This window comes from Corynebacterium sp. KPL4035 (assembly GCF_037908325.1).
GTDB lineage: Bacteria > Actinomycetota > Actinomycetes > Mycobacteriales > Mycobacteriaceae > Corynebacterium > Corynebacterium kefirresidentii.
This window is the reverse complement of sequence record NZ_JBBMGF010000011.1, coordinates 17,446-33,353: the sequence shown is the minus strand read 5'-3', so window position 1 is coordinate 33,353 and position 15,908 is coordinate 17,446. Positions and strand designations below refer to the sequence as shown.

Genomic DNA, 15,908 nt, shown 5'->3' with positions numbered 1-15,908 from the left:
CATGGCTGTTAAAGGCGATGACAACGTTATCTATGCCAATTTTGGTACCCGCAAGCGGGTAAGCACCCCGGCTGAGGTCAATCACGTCGACCGCAGCGGGCGCATCCTGTCCACGACGGCCTCGCGTATCGCGGCCTTTACCTCCCACGGTGCGGATCGCGGCCGGATTACCCGCGGCCGCCAGTATGCCGAGGGCGGCCACGTCGTGGGGTTGGAGGTGCGCAACGGCGCCATCCACGGCCGCGTGGCCGGCTCCCAGAATGAGCCCTTCGCGGTGCTCATCCAGTTGCCCTACCGCAATAATGACGATATTGCCCAGCTAGCCACCGAATTCGCCCGCACCCCCAACTCCATTGCCAATGCACGCAAAGGCCTGCTTGCCGACGCCGCCCTAGACACCCTCTTCGCCCCCGAGGCCGAAGACCTGCGCCTGACCTGCGACTGCCCAGACGGCGAGTACGTGTGCAAGCACATCGTGGCGGTGGGCGATAAGCTCGCCACCCGGGCGGATGCGGACCCGGCTGTCATTTTTAATATGCGTGGCTTGGACTTTGCCCGCCTGGAGCGCATGGTCCTCGAACAGGCTAAGACAGTCAGCCGCGAAAGCTTTACCCGAAGTGGGCTGTCCGAGGAAGAAAAGAATGACATCTTCTGGAACGGCCGTGAGCTGCCCAAGCTGCCGCAGCCCAAGGTAGCCCCGGCCATCGATGACTCCGATCCGGACCTCTTGCGCAAGGCCATGCGTTCGGTTTCTCATACCAACCTGGATCTTCTGCGCGCGGTATCCGATATTGAAGACCTCTACTACCACCTCACGCACTAATGACTGCTACCACGTTTATCCATACCTCCGATTTTCAGCTGGGCATGACCCGCTGGTTCTTGAAGGGCGAGGCCCAGGGCCGATTTAATGATGACCGCGAGGCCGCGATCATGCGGCTGGGCGAGCTGGCCGAGGACACCGGGGCGGATTTCATCGTCGTAACCGGCGATGTCTTTGAGCACAATTCCCTCTCCCGCGAAATCCTCGCCCGCGCCACGGAAATGTTTAAGCGCCTACCTGTACCGGTCTACGTCCTGCCCGGCAATCATGACCCGCTGGTGGCGGACTCGGTCTTTTATAAGACCAGCGCCGATAATGTTCACGTTATTGCGGACTCCCAGCCGATTGAGGTGGCCCCCGGCGTGGAGCTGGTTGGCGCGCCTTATCTGTCCAAGCGCGCGAACCACGACTTAGTCCGCCACGCTCTCGAGCCGCTGGAGCCGGCCGAGGGCATTCGCATCGCCGTTGGTCACGGGCAGGTGGATTCCCGCTCTGGCGAGGATGACGCCGATACCATCGATCTAGCCTTCGTTGAAGACTGCCTGGATCGCGGGGTGATTGATTACCTGGCGCTCGGAGATACCCACTCCACCGAAAGCCTCGGCACCACCGGCCGAGTGTGGTTCTCCGGCAGTCCAGAAACCACGGATTTTAAGGAAACGAGCACCGGCGGTGGCGAGTCGGATTCTGGCAATGCGCTGGTGGTGCGCGTGGGGGATGAGGTGGACGTCGACAAGCGGCGTATCGGCCGCTGGACCTTTGAAGCCCTTGATGCCGCCGTGGACTCCGCCGAGGATGTGGACCGGTTCTTGGCTCGGCTGGGCGAGTACCCGGACAAGGTGCGCACGGCCGTGAAATATAGCCTGCGCGGCACGCTCGGCGTCGATGCCCACGCCCGCCTGCAGCGCGGATTAGATGAGTACGAGGCCGTATTTGCCTCCCTTCGCCCCCGCGAGCGCACCATGGATCTCTACCTCGAGCCCAGCGAGGAAGAACTAGCTAGCCTTGATATTCCCGGCTACGCGGCCGAGGCCCTGCAGGAGCTGCTGGATAACCGCGAGGATCCCGTCGCCCGCGACGCTGCCAACTTGCTATTCCGCCTGGAGGGACAGTCCTAATGCGCATCCACCGCCTAGAACTTAATAACGTCCGGGGCATCGAGCACTTGGTCCTCGATGATCTGCCCGAGTCCGGCGTCGTGGTCATCCACGGCGAAAACGAGGCCGGCAAATCCACCATCGTGGAGGCGCTCGACGTGGTGCTCACCGAAAAACACAGTGGCCGATCCAAGCGCATTCGTGCCTTGCAACCGGTGGGCAAGGACGTGGCCCCGGAAATCACGGCTGAACTTAGCGTAGGCGACTACCGCTTTAGCATTGCCAAGCGCTGGCTTTCCAAGAAATCTTGCGAGCTACACATTTCTTCCCCGCGGCCGGCGCAATTTACTGGCAGTCAGGCCGATGATGAGTTGGAGCGCATCCTCTCGGAGCACTTGGACCGCTCGCTTGTCGACGCCCTCTTTATGCGCCAAGACGACACCGGCGAGGCCATCTCGGCCGTCGGCATTCCTAGCCTTACCCGGGCGCTAGAGCGCGAATCCGGCTTGGCCGAGGAAGAGGTCTCCGGCGACGATTCCGCGCTCTTGGCCCGCGTGGACAAGGAATACCAGCGCTACTTCACCGCCGCGAAGGGCAACCCAGCCGGTGAATATAAGGAGTCCGCCGCAGCCCTCGCACACGCCGAAGAAGAATACACCGAGGCCACCCGCGTTCTGCGGGAGCTGGACTCCGTGGTCGAGCGCTACGAGCAACTCCAGCGCGAGCAATCCGCCGCCGAAGCCGAGCTTCCCGCCGCCCGAGCCGATCTCAGCGAAAAGCAGACCCAGGCGGAGGAAGCCGCAACCGCGCAGGCCACGCTGGATTCCCACAAAGCCACGCTTGAGCGCGCCATCGAGGACCTCGCCCGCGCCCAAGCAGCGGTTACCGAGCGCGCCGGGCTGGTCACCGCAGCCGATGAATCTGCCACGGCTGCGAAGGACGCCGAGCAGAAGCTCACCGGCGCGCAAGAAAGAGCTCAAGAAGAAGCTGCGGAAAAGGAGTCACTGGACAAGCGCCTGGCAGAGGCAAAAGAGGACTATGCCGCGGCCCGCAGCACTCTCAAACAGGCTCGCCGTCTGCAAGATAGGCAGAGATTTGAACAGTTAAGCGCCCGGTTGGAATCGCTCGACGCCCTCGCCGCCGAGGTAGACCAGGCCCGTGCAGCCATTGCCCAGCGCGGACGCGAGATCACCGCGGCCGATATCAGCAGCCTGCATAAGGCGGACTCGGCGCTGTCTGTGGCCACGCGCCTGCACGAGGCTGCGGCCGCCAAGGTGCACTTTTCGGGTCCGGATGGTTCTAGGATCCGTGTTGATGGGGAAGACATCGAGCTAGGCGAGGACACAGCCATCGAGCTTGTCGACGCCCGAGTTATCACCATTGGTGATATCACCGCCCGCTTTTCCGCTGGGGCCTACTCGGCCGAAGACACCCTGCGCGATGTGGAGCAGGCCCGCACGCGACTGCAGGACCTGCTCGATACCCTTGGCGTGGATTCTGTCGAAGCGGCCGAAAAGACCCATGAGGAGCACCGCGCGCTCAACGACACTCTGGATGCCGCCACCCGGGCTCTTGCCGTGGAACTGGGGCCGGATGATTTAGGCGACCTCCGCGCCCAGCATTCCGCTTTGTCCGAGAAGGTGGCGGACCTTGCGGATGCGGGCGAGGTAGATCTTGCTGCCGCCGAAGCCGCGGAGGAAGAAGCCAGCGAAAAGGTCAATGCGCTCGACCGCGAGCTGGTGCCGTATCGCGAAAGCCGTCTTGCCCACGAGGTAGTGCGCTTAAACGCCGAACTGACCGCCGCCCGCGAGAATACACAGCGCGTGACCAGGGAGCTCTCCTCCGCGCGCGAGCAAGCCGCCGACGAGGCGCTCCATGCCGAAGTCACCCGTTTGGAGACCGTCGTGGCGGAGCTGCGCGGGCAGCTGGAGCAGATGGAAGCGGTTGATCTTGATACCGCCAATTCGCTGGTAGAAGGCGCACAGTCCCACCTGGAATACCTCACCGGATGCATCCAGCGCTGTGAGGTGGACCTTGGCAGGCTGTCGAGCGAAATCAACTTCCACTCTGGTGCCGCAGAGCGCGCCCAGCAGGCCACCGCAGCGGTAGAGATGGCTCGCGCGGTGTACGAGAGCGTAGACAAGCGCGCGCAAGCAGCCTGCTATCTGCGCGAACTTTTACTCAAGCACCGCGATGCCGCCCGCCAGCGCTATGCCGCGCCCTTCGTGGACGCACTCTCACAGCTGGCTCGCACCGTCTACGGTGGCGATATCACCTTCGAGCTCGATGAAGATCTCCGCGTGACCGCCCGTACCCAGGATAAAGAGACGGTGAACCTGGCCAGCTTGTCCGGCGGTGCTCGCGAGCAGTTGGCCATCCTCACCCGCTTTGCCATCGCGCAATTGGTAGGGGCGGAGTCGGTGCCGGTCATCGTGGACGATGCGCTGGGTTCTACCGACGCGCACCGCCTGCAACTCATGGCTACGCTCTTTTCCCACGTGGGACGGGATAACCAGGTATTGGTCTTTACCTGCATGCCGGAGCGCTATTCTCGCGTGCCGGGGCGCAGCGAGCGCGCCATTGCTTCCCTCAAAGGGGTAATCTAGTGCCATGCCTTCTCAAACTCGCTGGTTAGACGACGAGGAACAGGAACTATGGCGCCTGCTCCTTGGCGCTGTGCGCAAGATTAATAGGGGAATGGATGAAACGCTCAAGGCCGGCGGCGAGGTATCTGCCTCCGAGTTTGCTGTCCTCGTTGCCTTGTCTGAGGCACCGGAGCAGCACCTGCGCCTGCACGAGTTGTGCACGCAGCTAGAGTGGGATCGCTCCCGCGCCTCCCACCAAGTAACCCGCATGGAAAAGCGCGGCCTGCTTTATAAAGAACCAGACGCGGTAGATGCCCGTGGGATCAATGTGTGCGTTACTCACGTGGGCCTAGAACACTTGCGGCGCGCCGCCCCCGAACACGTGGAATCAGTCCGCCGCATGGTTTTTGACCACCTGCAGCCCGAGGACGTGCCTGCGCTGCGGCGCTTTTTTAACGGCGTTTTGCAGGCCAAAAACCTCCCAGGCTATGAGGGATACGTGCCAGATTCGCTACTACACGGAAGGGATTAAGCTCCATGATGGGACAAGAGCTCTTTGAGCACCCAAAGAAACAATATAAGACCTACGGAATCACCGCGTTGGAGGAGCTTAGTCCACGCATCGGTGACCCCGAAGCGCACCTGGATGATGCCGCCAGCGAGGAACAAGTCTCCGCTATGGAAGAGGCCCTAGAGGCCTACCCAGACTCCGTGTTGACCTATGACCAAGACACCGAGCTATGGATTGTCGGCGCGGAAGAGGACATCGAGCGCATGCTCGCGGACCGCGAGTCTTTCGTAGAGGCACTGCTCAATAACGAGGACCCCGGAATCTAAGGGCGAAATTTCGGCGTCAATCAAAAGTGCGAGGAATGCGGCCTTATAAGCACTTAACTGTTAAGATATCCGTAGTTAATCCTCGGTGGATCGAAAGGTTTTATCATTATGAACGAGCGTGAGGCTCAGGAACAGCGCGAAGCAGCAGCTCGCGACAAGGGCAATGGCTGGGTTCCCGTATTCCTTCAGTGGATTCCTTCCATGCTGCTAGCCGTAGTGATGCTGGCAGCCATGTTCTTCGGTATGTACTACATCGAGCACGGCACCTTGGACATCACCCAGCCGATCACCAACGAGTTCATTACTCAGTAGCTTCGGCACATAGAAGAATCCGGCTCACCTGCACACGGCGGGGAGCCGGATTGTTTTATTTGCCCACCGCCTGGCGCCAGGTCATCTTGCGTCCATTATTCAAAATGGCGCGGCGGTAGATGCGTCCGACTAGCACGATAATCAGTGCGGTCACCACAGCCATGAGCACATAGCTAGCTAGCAAGCCCAACCAGCTGAGGTTGCCCCCGGCTACTTGCATCGGAGCAACCAGCATAGAAACCGGCGGCAACCAGGTCATAACCTGCATCCACGTGGCATCCAGGTGCATCCAGCCGAACATCGGTACATACATGGTGGCAAAGACAAGGAACAGAATCGGTGCCTGCGTGGACTGGAGATCCTCGGTGCGCTGCACCATGGAGCCGGCTGCAGCGTAGAGGCTGCCAAAGAAAAGCAGGCCTAGAATCTCGCCTACAAGGAGGACGGCTACCAAGCCATAGTCCAGCTCGAGGTCACTAGCCAGGCCGGACGCAGCAATCGAAATCGCGCCACCGCCCAGGATGAGGAGGGTGGCCAAGAAACCGACGATGGTATTGCCCAAAATCTTGCCGGCTAGGAAGTCCACCGGGCGCACGGAAGATAAGATAATTTCCACCACGCGGGAGGACTTTTCCTCCGTGACGCGGCCGCCAATCAGGCCAGCGAAGGTCATGATGGAAAAGACCACTGCCATTGCGCCAATGAGGACCGTGGCTACGCCGGCCATCTTTTGTTCAGTGCTGTCCTCTTCTTCTAGATTCACCTGATTTACCGTGGTCGACGGGGTAGCCTTTTCTAGCTCCTGCGGGTCAATATTGAGCTTCTCCAGCGCCGTTGCTTGTGCTTGAGAAGAAACGATTTGGTTGACGGTAGTAGTCACCGCGGCAGGCGTATCGCCCTTGCTCAACAGATCCCAGCCGTCGTTCTCTGCCGGAACGAGGGCGGCATCGGCCTCGTCATCTTCCACCAATTGCTGGGCTTCTGCGCGGTCTTTCGCCGCGGTGGCATCGATGCCGGAGTCTTTGAAGGCGGACTCTTCCATTCCCACGACGGCTACGGAATCAGGTTCGTCATCGCCACTGAAGAAGCTGATAGCAATCGGGGCGATAATGGCGCCGAGGATGAGGAGCAGCATAGTGCCCACTACCATCTTCGACTTCAGCGCGACTGCCATTTCACGCTTGGCTACAACTCCGATGGTCTTCATTGCGGAATACTGCATGGCTTAGGCTTCCTCATTCTGGTTGCTGGTGACAACGTCCTGGAAAAGCTCGGTCAGGTCTGGGATCTTGCGGCCGAAGGAATGGACCGGGCCTGCAGCCAATGCGGCTTGTAGGATTGTCTGGTCATCGACGCTGGGGTCTGCTTGGAGTACCACGGCGTCGGCAGTCTCTGCCACCAACTCGGTTCCTTCCGGATACCAGCCGCGTGCTGGGGTAGCGACTTCGAAGCGAGGAGGGCCTTGGCTGCGCAGCTTATCGACGCCCCCTTCAGCCACCATATGCCCCTTCGTCACAATGCCCACGCGGTCACATAAACGCTGCACCAAGTCCAACTGGTGCGAGGAGAAAATGACGGGCACGCCACGGTTGGCGCGCTCGCGCAGCATATCTGACATGACGTTGACCGCAACTGGGTCCAGCCCGGAAAAGGGCTCGTCCAGAATTAACATGTCTGGGTCGTGGATAAGGGAGGCCGCGAGCTGTACTCGCTGCTGGTTGCCCAAGGAGAGGTCATCGAGCTTATCGTCCATGCGCTCGCCCAAGCCCAGCTGTTCAAGGAGCTCAGCGCCGGCCCGCTTGGCGGCGGCCTTATCCATGCCGTGCAGCGTGCCAAGGAATACCAACTGGCTGAGCAGCGGTTCTTTCCCGTAGAGGCCGCGCTCTTCTGGCATATAACCAATGCGGCGGCGGTTATCGTCATTAATCGGGGCGTCATCAAAGTAGACTTCGCCGGAGTCTTTTGCCAGCACACCTAGTGCAATGCGCATGGTGGTGGACTTTCCGGCGCCGTTGGAGCCGACGAACCCGAAGATTTCGCCCTCGCCAACGCTAAAAGTCATATCCCGCAGGGCTTGCGTCTCCCCGAAGGACTTATTGAGGTGGTCGATGGTCAAAGTGGGCATGTTTAGTCCTCCGAGTTCTGGTTGAAGGTCAGTGCGTAGCCGACAGCGGGCAGGGTGGCAGAGATGAAGTAACTAAAGAGCAGGTAGTAGCCAGCTCCAAGCAAATATTTGGTGCCAATGGTGCCGGTAATGCCTCCGCCTAGGAACCAATTTCCTACGAGGAGGGTGACCAGACCGCCGGTAAAAAGTAGGGCGGTAGACAGCTGGAAAGCCTTGCGGCGCCACTGGTCGAGGACCTGGGCCTCGTACTCATCAAGAGAGGACAGCGGCTTGCGGTCTTTGGAATCAATGGATACCCGCAGAATGGTCCACGGAATGCAAGAGAGCACCATTGCTATAGACATGGCTAACAGTGCCCAGTAAGAAGAAAGCGCCAATGCGAGGATGAGGAAAATCGCGGATACAGCTACGCAGCCATACATTGATGCGATTAATCCACGGGTGGGGCCGGGACGGCGGAACCGTTTGGCGCGGATCGTTGTTGAAACTGGGGCGTCGTTTGCTGTCATGTATTTAAGTGTTGCATAAACCCAACACTCTGGCAATAGTTTCTGCAGATTTTTCTTTGAGGTTGACCCTGACGCAACGTAAGGCGCGACAATGAAGCCATGGACGACATCGATGAAGTTCTTTATACCGTTGGCGAGGTAGCAGCGCTTTTTCGTATTACGGTGCGCACCTTGCACCACTGGGAGGCGCAAGGCTTGCTATCTCCCACGTGGCGCAGCTGGTCCAATTACCGGCTCTATACCGAACAGGACTGCGCCCGCGTGCAGAAGATTCTGATCTACCGCGCTACCGGTATGAAATTGACCGATATTAAACAGCTGCTAGATGGCGGTGCCTCCGATGTGGAGCATCTGCGGAGGCAAAGAGAAAGCCTGCTCGCACAGCGCGACAGTCTTACTGACATGTTGGCAGCAATTGACACCTTGATGGAGGATGCAATGAATAACCGAAAGCTCACTGTGGAAGAAATCGGACAAATCGTCGGCGATGCCAACTTTGCCGCGCATCAACAAGAGGCTGAAGAGGCCTATGGATCGAGCGAGGACTGGGCTATGTATCAACAGCGTACTGCCGACTGGTCGATGCAAGACTGGAGCGATGCGCAAGCCGGAGTCGCTGAGGTCGAAAAGGAGCTGGCCCAGGCCGTAGCGAGCGGTGTGGCTGCGGGGTCGGAGGAGGCCCAGGGACTCGTCGACAAGCACCGCGCAGCACTCAGTGCCTTCTTTCCTGTCACGCCGGCAAAGCACTTCTTAATCTCACGCGGATACGTTGCCGATGAGCGCTTCCGGGATCACTATGAGGCGCAGCAGGAGGGGCTTGCTCAGTGGCTGGCGGATGCAATCGAATGTGCAGCTCAGGCGCAGGGGGTAGATACTGTGCATCCGGAGTGGAAATAGGTAGCCGGAACCGTTTCTGAGGTTTTGCTTATGTCTACCCCCGGATGGTGGTGCGGCATAGCTTATTTCTCCGCGGGGAGCGCTCGATGGTACTACCGTTAACTTTAGGCCAATTGTCTATGCAAGGAGTGCTCGCCATGCGCTACACCAACGGTAACTATGAAGCATTTGCTCGCCCCCGTAAGCCGAAAGGGGCCGATGAGAAAACTGCGTGGATCCTCGGATCTGGCCTCGCTGGTCTTTCTGCCGCCGCGTTCCTAGTACGTGATGCACAGGTACCGGGGGAAAATATTCATATCCTCGAACAATCCAATATCGCAGGTGGCGCTCTCGATGGAATCAAAGAGCCAGAGGACGGCTTTGTCATCCGTGGAGGCCGCGAAATGGAAAACCACTTCGAGTGCCTGTGGGATCTCTTCCGCTCGGTGCCCTCGCTGGAGATCGAGGACGCCAGCGTATTGGACGAGTTCTACTGGCTCAACCGCGATGACCCGAATTATTCCCTGCAGCGCGCGACGGTAAACCGCGGCGAGGACGCGCACACCGATGGCAAGTTTACTTTGACTCGCAAGGCGCAAAAGGAACTCATCAAGCTCTTCCTTGCCACCCGTGCTGAGGTGGAAAATGTCCGTATTAACGAGTGGTTTAGCGAAGACTTCCTTGAGTCCAATTTCTGGATGTACTGGCGCACCATGTTTGCCTTCGAAGAATGGCACTCGGCACTGGAGATGAAGCTCTATGTCCACCGCTTCATCCACCATATCGGTGGCCTCCCGGATTTTTCCGCGCTTAAATTCACAAAGTATAATCAGTATGAATCGCTGGCTTTGCCGCTGACAAAGTACCTGCAGGATCACGGTGTGCAATTCGAGTACGGTACCCGCGTGACCGACGTAGACTTCCGCATTGCCGACGGGGAAAAGCAGGCCACCTACATCCATTGGGAGAAAAACGGCAAAGAGGGCGGTGTGTCCCTCACGGATAATGATCTAGCATTTTTGACCATTGGCTCCTTGGTGGAAAATTCCGATAACGGAAATCACCACCGTGCAGCCAAGCTCAATGAAGGTCCAGCACCGGCTTGGGAACTGTGGCGCAAGATCGCGGCGAAAGATGATTCCTTTGGCCGCCCAGACGTTTTTGGCAGCCATATCCCAGAGACGAAGTGGGAATCCTGCACGGTGACTACGCTGGACGAGCGCATCCCACGCTACATCGAAAAGATTGCCAAGCGGGACCCCTTCTCCGGCAAGGTCGTTACCGGCGGTATTGTTACCGCCCGCGACTCCAACTGGTTGATGTCTTGGACCGTGAACCGCCAGCCCCACTTTAAGAATCAGCCGGACGACCAAATCGTGGTCTGGGTCTACGCCCTTTATTCTGATCGCCCAGGTGACTACACCGGCAAGACCATCGAGGAATCCACTGGTGAGGAAATCACCCGCGAGTGGCTCTATCACCTCGGCGTTCCGGTAGACCAGATTGATGAGATGGCTGCAACGGGCGCTAAGGCCGTTCCAGTCATGATGCCCTACGTCACGGCGTTCTTCATGCCGCGTCAGGCTGGCGACCGCCCGGATGTGGTGCCGGAAGGTGCGAAGAACTTTGCATTCATCGGCCAATTCTCCGAATCTGCTCAGCGTGATTGCATCTTTACCACCGAGTACTCGGTTCGCACACCAATGGAAGCGGTCTATACCCTTATGGATCTGGAGCGTGGCGTACCGGAGGTATTCAATTCCACCTTCGATGTACGCACGCTTCTCGACGCCACCGTTCAGCTACGCGACGGCGAGCCACTTGGCAATGGCCGTGACACCAAGGCCGGCCGGTTTATGCGTAAGCACTTCCTAGACAAGCTGGAAGACAACGAGATCGGTGAACTCCTGCAAGAAGCAGGTCTGCTCAAGCACAAGGGCTAATCAGGCGTACTGCAAAACGACTACTCCCCACTCTCAGGCAAATATCCGCTTGAGAGTGGGGAGTACTTGTGTCCCCGACAGGGATCGAACCTGCGACCTTCGGTACCGGAAACCGATGCTCTAATCCGCTGAGCTACGGAGACATCGCTGGGAAAATTCCCAACGATGTGATTTTAGCGCATGGGGTAGTGGGGGACTAAATCAACCCTGGGGCGTCGGTGGTAGCGACTTCACCGGTGCGCAGGTAATGCACGCCGATGTCGTCGACAACCTTATTCCCAGAGGCAAAGTGCGCATGGCCGGGACCATGGACGGTGACTACGCGGGACTGCATCGGCTTGGAGAGGCTCGTGTGGTACTGGTACGGCGTTTGTGGATCGCCCGTCGCCTGAATTTGGAGGGGCTTGGTGGCCAGCTTAGAGCCGTCGAGAGGCGCCTGGCCCGTGACCGGTGCACGGCCACCACAGCCCGCGCCGGAACCGTACAGGGAGTTGATGAGGGTGAAGGGATCAGTGCTGACGAAGTTGGCCCATAAATAACTCGGATACAGCAGCGGATTGCCGGGCACGGTGTTTTCATTACAGACGATGAGGTTTTGCATATTCATTGCTTGAGCGACGGACTCTTGATGTTTTCGCAGTGCCTCTGGGTCAGACTGCTCGGCATCCATAGGCTCGCTGCCATTTAAGTGCTTAGCAAAGGCATCCCACTGTGCAGGAACCGGCACGAGGAGGCGCGTCATGCCCAAAAGCGGGGAGGACACTTGCACAGCATTGGGCTGCTGAATCTTCTGGCTGAGAAACTCTGCCTGCACCCGCAGCGGGCCGGTAGCGGTCATGATGTCCGCGCCGGGCTGGCCGGCAAACTCGAGCCCTGGTGGGAGGTCACCGATCTTGGCATTCGGTGGCAAAACAGTAGGGCGTACACCTGCCTCGCGGGCTACCTTCTGTGACCACTTTTCGTAGACCTGCAGCGGGGTGGTGCCGAGGTGGTACTTGGCGTCATTTTTGGCAATAAACCCGAAGAGATCGTGCAGTCCCTTTTCATAGCCGCGCTGTTGCGAAGCAAAGATGCCATTCCACGCCAGTTTGGGGCTCATACCCGAATCTAGCAAGACCTTGCCGGTGTGCTCTGGATACTTGGTGGCGTAGGCGGAGCCGAGGTAAGTGCCATAAGAGGTGCCGGCGATGTCAATTTTTTCTTCACCCAAGGCGCGGCGCACCATTTCCCAATCCTGCAGGGTATTCGCAGTGGTCAGTGAGTTGGTATAGCCCGGAGTGTTCTTTTCGCAGGCATCGCGGGTGAGCTTTCCTACCTGGAGGCTTCCTTGGAGCGGATTGCTGGTGGCCGTGGCATCACACTTGACCGGGGTAGAGCCGGGCAGGCCACGCGGTTGTACCCCGATGGTGTCCCACTCATCGCGCACGGCCTGTGGCCACGGAATAGCGGTATTGCCGGCCCATTCATAGGCATCGCCACTTGGGCCACCAGGGTTGGTAAACAACGCGCCACGGCGGGCGCCTGGGTTGGCGGCGGGAACGCGCACGAAGCCGACGCTAATGGTGCCGGCTTGTGGGTTGTCGTAGTACGTAGGGACCTCGATGCGGCCACACTCGGCGCTGTCGATGTCCACCTGCTCTGGGCAGTCTTCCCAGGCAATGGCGGGCTTGGTGTCTTGTGGCGCGGCCGTGGCAATCGGTGCAGTAACACCAATCGTGACCGCAGCAGCACCGAGCGTGGCCGCAAACTTAGAAGAAAAAGAAAGCATAGGTTAGGTCTCCAGAATAAAAAATAATTGGTAGACCTAGCCTATGCTTTTTTGATGCTTTTGGCATCATATTCACAGTAGGTGGGTGCCCTCACCGGCCGGGGCGAGGGCTATGCACCTACTTGACGATGAGGACGATGAGGTCACGCGGGCCGTGTACGCCCTCGACACGAGTGAGCTCGATATCAGAGGTAGCGGACGGGCCAGAGATCCACGTCGCTGGCTTCTCCGGGTTCATGCGGGAGATGACCTCGGGGATGCCGTAGACGATCTCATCCTGGTGAACGATGCACAGGTGGCGATCCGGAACCAGGGTGAGCGCGCGACGGCCGCAGCGCTCATCAGACTCGAGCACGATGGTGCCGGTCTGGGCGGAGGTGACGTGAGACAAGGTGACAACGGCGTCGGTCTCATTGAGGGTGCGTGGATCGACAGTCTTATCGTCCGGCTTAGCATCGAAGCCCTCGAAGAGGCTAGCGTCCATGCCCTCGGCATAGCGGATGTCGTTGCACTCGCGATCCTTAAGGATCTTGGCGATGGCCTGCTTCAGCTCGCCTTCCTCGGTGACGTGCACCTCGGCCTTGTAGTCCTCGAGTCGGTCAATGAGCATATCGCGCAGTTCGTCCGCGTTCAGGGTGCCTTCGTGCTGGTAGTCGCGCGGGGCGTCAACGTGGTCGGGAAGACCAGCCTGCTTCTGAGCGGAGCGGATGCGGTTTAGAATTTCCTGCTTTGCGTTCACTTCTTGGACTCCTCACGGGCCTCGGCAAGAAGTTCCTTGCCTTCTTCGGACTCGAACCACTGGCGGAAGGATTTCTTTGGTGGAACCGCGGTATCGCGGCCTTCAGACCAACCGGACATAAACAGTGGCAGGGATTCGATGGTCTTGTTGGTGCCACCCAGAATGCGGCCCAGGGCGACCATGTGGGTTGCCTTGTTCCACAGCTTCGGGTTGCTCCACAGCAGCTGGATGGTCTTGAAGAGCTTCGGCTCGATTGGTGGGGTGGCGTGGGTGACCTTCTGGTGACGGTTTTCCAAAATGACGTCAGAAAGCGGAATCTTAACCGGGCAAACCTCGTCGCAGCGGCCACACAGCGAGCAAGCATAAGGCAGGCTGGCGGAAGGATCGTTGTGGTCCTTCATGCCGGTGAGCTGCGGCGTCAGGGAAATACCAATTGGGCCAGGGTAGACCGAGCCGTAGGCGTGGCCGCCGGCGCGCTCGTAGACCGGGCAAACATTCAGGCAGGCCGAGCAACGGATGCACTTGAGGGCCTGGTGGCCAATCGGGGAAGACAGGGCCGCGGTACGGCCGTTATCCAGCAGCACCAAGTGGAAGTTCTGCGGGCCATCGCCTTCAGTAACGCCGGACCACATGGAGGTGTATGGGTTCATACGCTCCGCGGTGGAAGAACGCGGCAGCAGCTGGAGGAAGACTTCCAGGTCCTGGAAGGTAGGAACCAGCTTTTCAATGCCCATGACGGTAATGAGGGTCTCCGGCAGGGTCAGGCACATGCGGCCATTGCCCTCGGACTCCACGATGTTGATGGTGCCGGTTTCTGCTACGCCGAAGTTGGCGCCAGAGATGGCAACCTTGGCCTTCATGAACTGCTCGCGCAGGAACTGGCGGGATGCCTCTGCCAGCTCGGCCGGCTCTGCCTGCAGGGAGTCATCGGTGTTCGGCATCTTGTTGACGAAGATATCGCGAATCTCCGCGCGGTTGCGGTGGATAGCCGGAACCAGAATGTGGGATGGCTTATCTTCACCCAGCTGCACGATGAGCTCCGCGAGGTCGGTCTCGCGAGCGTTGATGCCGGCCGCCTCTAGGTGCTCGTTCATGCCGATTTCCTGCGTGGCCATGGACTTAACCTTGACCACATCGGTCTCGCCGGTGGCGCGAATCAGACCCTCGATGATCTGGTTAGCTTCCTTGGCATCGCGTGCCCAGTGGACAGTGCCACCGCGCGCCTTAACTGCCTCTTCGAACTGCTCGAGCAGTTCTGGCATGCGGGCGGCGACATCTTCCTTAATTGCGGAACCAGCGGCGCGCAGCTCCTGCCAATCATCCAGCTCTTCTACAGCGCCAGAGCGCTTCTCACGAATGGAGGTAGTGGCATGCTGCAGGTTGTGGCGCTGGGTGGCGTTGTTTAGGCCAACGTGTGCGAGGGGAACAAAGGCCTTGCTGCCGCGCAGGTTACCGTAGCCTTCCGGCGCACGCGGTGGGGTGGTATCGAGGAAAGAGGTCATTAGAGCATCGTCTCCTTGGAGTAGGCGGCGGAGGTAGGAGTCCATGGGTGCTCCTTGGTGGAAGCCAAGATCTCAGCCATGTGAACGGCGCGGACACCGGAACGCTGGCGGCTCAGGGCACCACCGATGTTCATCAGGCAGGAGGAGTCACCGCCGGTGACGAATTCTGCTTCGGTCTCCTTAACGTGGCGGGTCTTATCCGTGACCATCGCGCGGGATACTTCCGCATTCTTGATTGCGAAGGTACCGCCGAAGCCACAGCATTCTTCCTTATTAGGAAGGGTGACCAGGTCGATGCCCTCTACTTCTTGGAGCAGCTGCAGCGGGCGGTCGCCCAGTTTCAGGAAGCGCAAGCCGTGGCAGGAGGGGTGGTAGGTCACGCGGTGCGGGAAGAATGCGCCCACATTGGTCACGCCGGCAACGTCGACCAAGAATTCGGGTAGATCCAGGGTCTTTTGGGTGGTCTTGCGGGCGCCGTCGACGTCGGCGGAGTTGCCGAAACGGTCGGCGATGCGCTCGTGCTGTTCACGAACAGCGCCCACGCAGGAACCGGAGGCCGCAACTACGTAGTCAATAGAGGGATCTGCGAAGGCATCCGCATAAGAGCGGATCATGCCCAACGTTTCCTTTTGGTAGCCGGTATTGATGTGCATCTGGCCGCAGCAGGTCTGTTCTTCCGGGAAGACCACCTCGTGGCCCAAGCGGGAGAGAACCAGTGCCGTTGCCTTTTGTACGTCCGGGAAAAGGGCGTCACCAATGCAAGTGGAAAATAGCGCAATGCGCATACGGTGC

General features: G+C 59.2%; 15 protein-coding genes and 1 tRNA gene. 8 read left to right on the top strand and 8 right to left on the bottom strand.

Features of this window, described 5'->3' with window-relative positions:
- The first annotated feature begins 1 nt into the window (after nt 1).
- The 6 genes from WMP96_RS09915 (at nt 2) to WMP96_RS09890 (ending at nt 5,654) form a co-directional block, all read left to right on the top strand.
- Complete coding sequence (locus WMP96_RS09915; RefSeq protein WP_301716575.1) at nt 2-823, top strand: SWIM zinc finger family protein; 822 nt, start codon at nt 2-4, stop codon at nt 821-823.
- Nucleotides 823-1,941: a metallophosphoesterase family protein gene (locus tag WMP96_RS09910; protein WP_340433199.1), complete on the top strand. Its 1,119-nt coding sequence runs from the start codon at nt 823-825 to the stop codon at nt 1,939-1,941. Before WMP96_RS09915 ends, WMP96_RS09910 begins: the two co-directional genes overlap by 1 nt.
- Nucleotides 1,941-4,526 carry an AAA family ATPase gene (locus tag WMP96_RS09905; protein ID WP_301716577.1) on the top strand — a complete coding sequence of 862 codons (2,586 nt, stop codon included), beginning with the start codon at nt 1,941-1,943 and terminating at the stop codon, nt 4,524-4,526. The genes WMP96_RS09910 and WMP96_RS09905 overlap by 1 nt, the downstream gene beginning before the upstream one ends.
- 4 nt (nt 4,527-4,530) lie before the next feature.
- The gene (locus WMP96_RS09900; protein WP_200287721.1) at nt 4,531-5,037 is read left to right on the top strand and encodes a MarR family winged helix-turn-helix transcriptional regulator; all 507 of its coding nucleotides are present in this window, start codon (nt 4,531-4,533) and stop codon (nt 5,035-5,037) included.
- 5 nt (nt 5,038-5,042) lie between these two features.
- Nucleotides 5,043-5,342, top strand: coding sequence for a hypothetical protein (locus WMP96_RS09895; protein ID WP_023021788.1), 300 nt, complete (start codon nt 5,043-5,045; stop codon nt 5,340-5,342).
- A gap of 108 nt (nt 5,343-5,450) precedes the next feature.
- Nucleotides 5,451-5,654, top strand: coding sequence for a hypothetical protein (locus WMP96_RS09890; protein ID WP_034668134.1), 204 nt, complete (start codon nt 5,451-5,453; stop codon nt 5,652-5,654).
- A 55-nt stretch (nt 5,655-5,709) separates the two neighbouring features.
- Here the strand turns inward: WMP96_RS09890 and WMP96_RS09885 are convergent, their stop codons facing one another.
- From WMP96_RS09885 to WMP96_RS09875, 3 genes are read right to left on the bottom strand one after another with little or no spacing between them, the layout of a single operon-like run.
- Nucleotides 5,710-6,876 carry an ABC transporter permease gene (locus WMP96_RS09885; protein ID WP_301716578.1) on the bottom strand — a complete coding sequence of 389 codons (1,167 nt, stop codon included), beginning with the start codon at nt 6,874-6,876 and terminating at the stop codon, nt 5,710-5,712.
- A gap of 3 nt (nt 6,877-6,879) precedes the next feature.
- Complete coding sequence (locus tag WMP96_RS09880) at nt 6,880-7,779, bottom strand: ABC transporter ATP-binding protein (RefSeq protein ID WP_301716579.1); 900 nt, start codon at nt 7,777-7,779, stop codon at nt 6,880-6,882.
- Nucleotides 7,780-7,781: 2 nt separating this feature from the next.
- The gene (locus tag WMP96_RS09875) at nt 7,782-8,288 is read right to left on the bottom strand and encodes a hypothetical protein (RefSeq protein WP_301716580.1); all 507 of its coding nucleotides are present in this window, start codon (nt 8,286-8,288) and stop codon (nt 7,782-7,784) included.
- A gap of 99 nt (nt 8,289-8,387) precedes the next feature.
- Here WMP96_RS09875 and WMP96_RS09870 point away from each other — a divergent pair, with 99 nt between their 5' ends.
- A complete protein-coding gene (locus tag WMP96_RS09870) occupies nt 8,388-9,185 on the top strand; it encodes a MerR family transcriptional regulator (protein WP_301716581.1) in 798 nt (265 codons plus the stop codon).
- A 137-nt stretch (nt 9,186-9,322) separates the two neighbouring features.
- Nucleotides 9,323-11,107, top strand: coding sequence for an oleate hydratase (locus WMP96_RS09865; RefSeq protein ID WP_340433187.1), 1,785 nt, complete (start codon nt 9,323-9,325; stop codon nt 11,105-11,107).
- 69 nt (nt 11,108-11,176) lie between these two features.
- Here WMP96_RS09865 and WMP96_RS09860 read toward each other — a convergent pair.
- The 5 genes from WMP96_RS09860 to WMP96_RS09840 form a co-directional block, all read right to left on the bottom strand.
- Nucleotides 11,177-11,250: transfer RNA gene (locus WMP96_RS09860), tRNA-Arg, on the bottom strand.
- A 53-nt stretch (nt 11,251-11,303) separates the two neighbouring features.
- The gene (locus WMP96_RS09855; RefSeq protein WP_301716583.1) at nt 11,304-12,875 is read right to left on the bottom strand and encodes an alpha/beta fold hydrolase; all 1,572 of its coding nucleotides are present in this window, start codon (nt 12,873-12,875) and stop codon (nt 11,304-11,306) included.
- A gap of 118 nt (nt 12,876-12,993) precedes the next feature.
- Complete coding sequence (locus tag WMP96_RS09850) at nt 12,994-13,614, bottom strand: LutC/YkgG family protein (protein ID WP_239206816.1); 621 nt, start codon at nt 13,612-13,614, stop codon at nt 12,994-12,996.
- Complete coding sequence (locus WMP96_RS09845) at nt 13,611-15,116, bottom strand: lactate utilization protein B (RefSeq protein WP_049361405.1); 1,506 nt, start codon at nt 15,114-15,116, stop codon at nt 13,611-13,613. The genes WMP96_RS09850 and WMP96_RS09845 overlap by 4 nt, the downstream gene beginning before the upstream one ends.
- Nucleotides 15,116-15,901, bottom strand: a complete 786-nt coding sequence (locus tag WMP96_RS09840) for a (Fe-S)-binding protein (RefSeq protein ID WP_049361528.1) — start codon at nt 15,899-15,901, stop codon at nt 15,116-15,118. The genes WMP96_RS09845 and WMP96_RS09840 overlap by 1 nt, the downstream gene beginning before the upstream one ends.
- Between the last annotated feature and the right edge of the window lie 7 nt (nt 15,902-15,908).

Excerpts from the sequence above, each read along its gene's own strand:
- WMP96_RS09875 (WP_301716580.1), bottom strand. The coding sequence starts at position 8,288 with ATGACAGCAAACGACGCCCCAGTTTCAACAACGATCCGCGCCAAACGG.
- WMP96_RS09910 (WP_340433199.1), top strand. The coding sequence starts at position 823 with ATGACTGCTACCACGTTTATCCATACCTCCGATTTTCAGCTGGGCATG.
- WMP96_RS09885 (WP_301716578.1), bottom strand. The coding sequence starts at position 6,876 with ATGCAGTATTCCGCAATGAAGACCATCGGAGTTGTAGCCAAGCGTGAA.
- WMP96_RS09845 (WP_049361405.1), bottom strand. The coding sequence starts at position 15,116 with ATGACCTCTTTCCTCGATACCACCCCACCGCGTGCGCCGGAAGGCTAC.
- WMP96_RS09880 (WP_301716579.1), bottom strand. The coding sequence starts at position 7,779 with ATGCCCACTTTGACCATCGACCACCTCAATAAGTCCTTCGGGGAGACG.
- WMP96_RS09865 (WP_340433187.1), top strand. The coding sequence starts at position 9,323 with ATGCGCTACACCAACGGTAACTATGAAGCATTTGCTCGCCCCCGTAAG.
- WMP96_RS09870 (WP_301716581.1), top strand. The coding sequence starts at position 8,388 with ATGGACGACATCGATGAAGTTCTTTATACCGTTGGCGAGGTAGCAGCG.
- WMP96_RS09895 (WP_023021788.1), top strand. The coding sequence starts at position 5,043 with ATGATGGGACAAGAGCTCTTTGAGCACCCAAAGAAACAATATAAGACC.
- WMP96_RS09890 (WP_034668134.1), top strand. The coding sequence starts at position 5,451 with ATGAACGAGCGTGAGGCTCAGGAACAGCGCGAAGCAGCAGCTCGCGAC.
- WMP96_RS09840 (WP_049361528.1), bottom strand. The coding sequence starts at position 15,901 with ATGCGCATTGCGCTATTTTCCACTTGCATTGGTGACGCCCTTTTCCCG.
- WMP96_RS09915 (WP_301716575.1), top strand. The coding sequence starts at position 2 with ATGGCTGTTAAAGGCGATGACAACGTTATCTATGCCAATTTTGGTACC.
- WMP96_RS09900 (WP_200287721.1), top strand. The coding sequence starts at position 4,531 with ATGCCTTCTCAAACTCGCTGGTTAGACGACGAGGAACAGGAACTATGG.
- WMP96_RS09905 (WP_301716577.1), top strand. The coding sequence starts at position 1,941 with ATGCGCATCCACCGCCTAGAACTTAATAACGTCCGGGGCATCGAGCAC.
- WMP96_RS09855 (WP_301716583.1), bottom strand. The coding sequence starts at position 12,875 with ATGCTTTCTTTTTCTTCTAAGTTTGCGGCCACGCTCGGTGCTGCTGCG.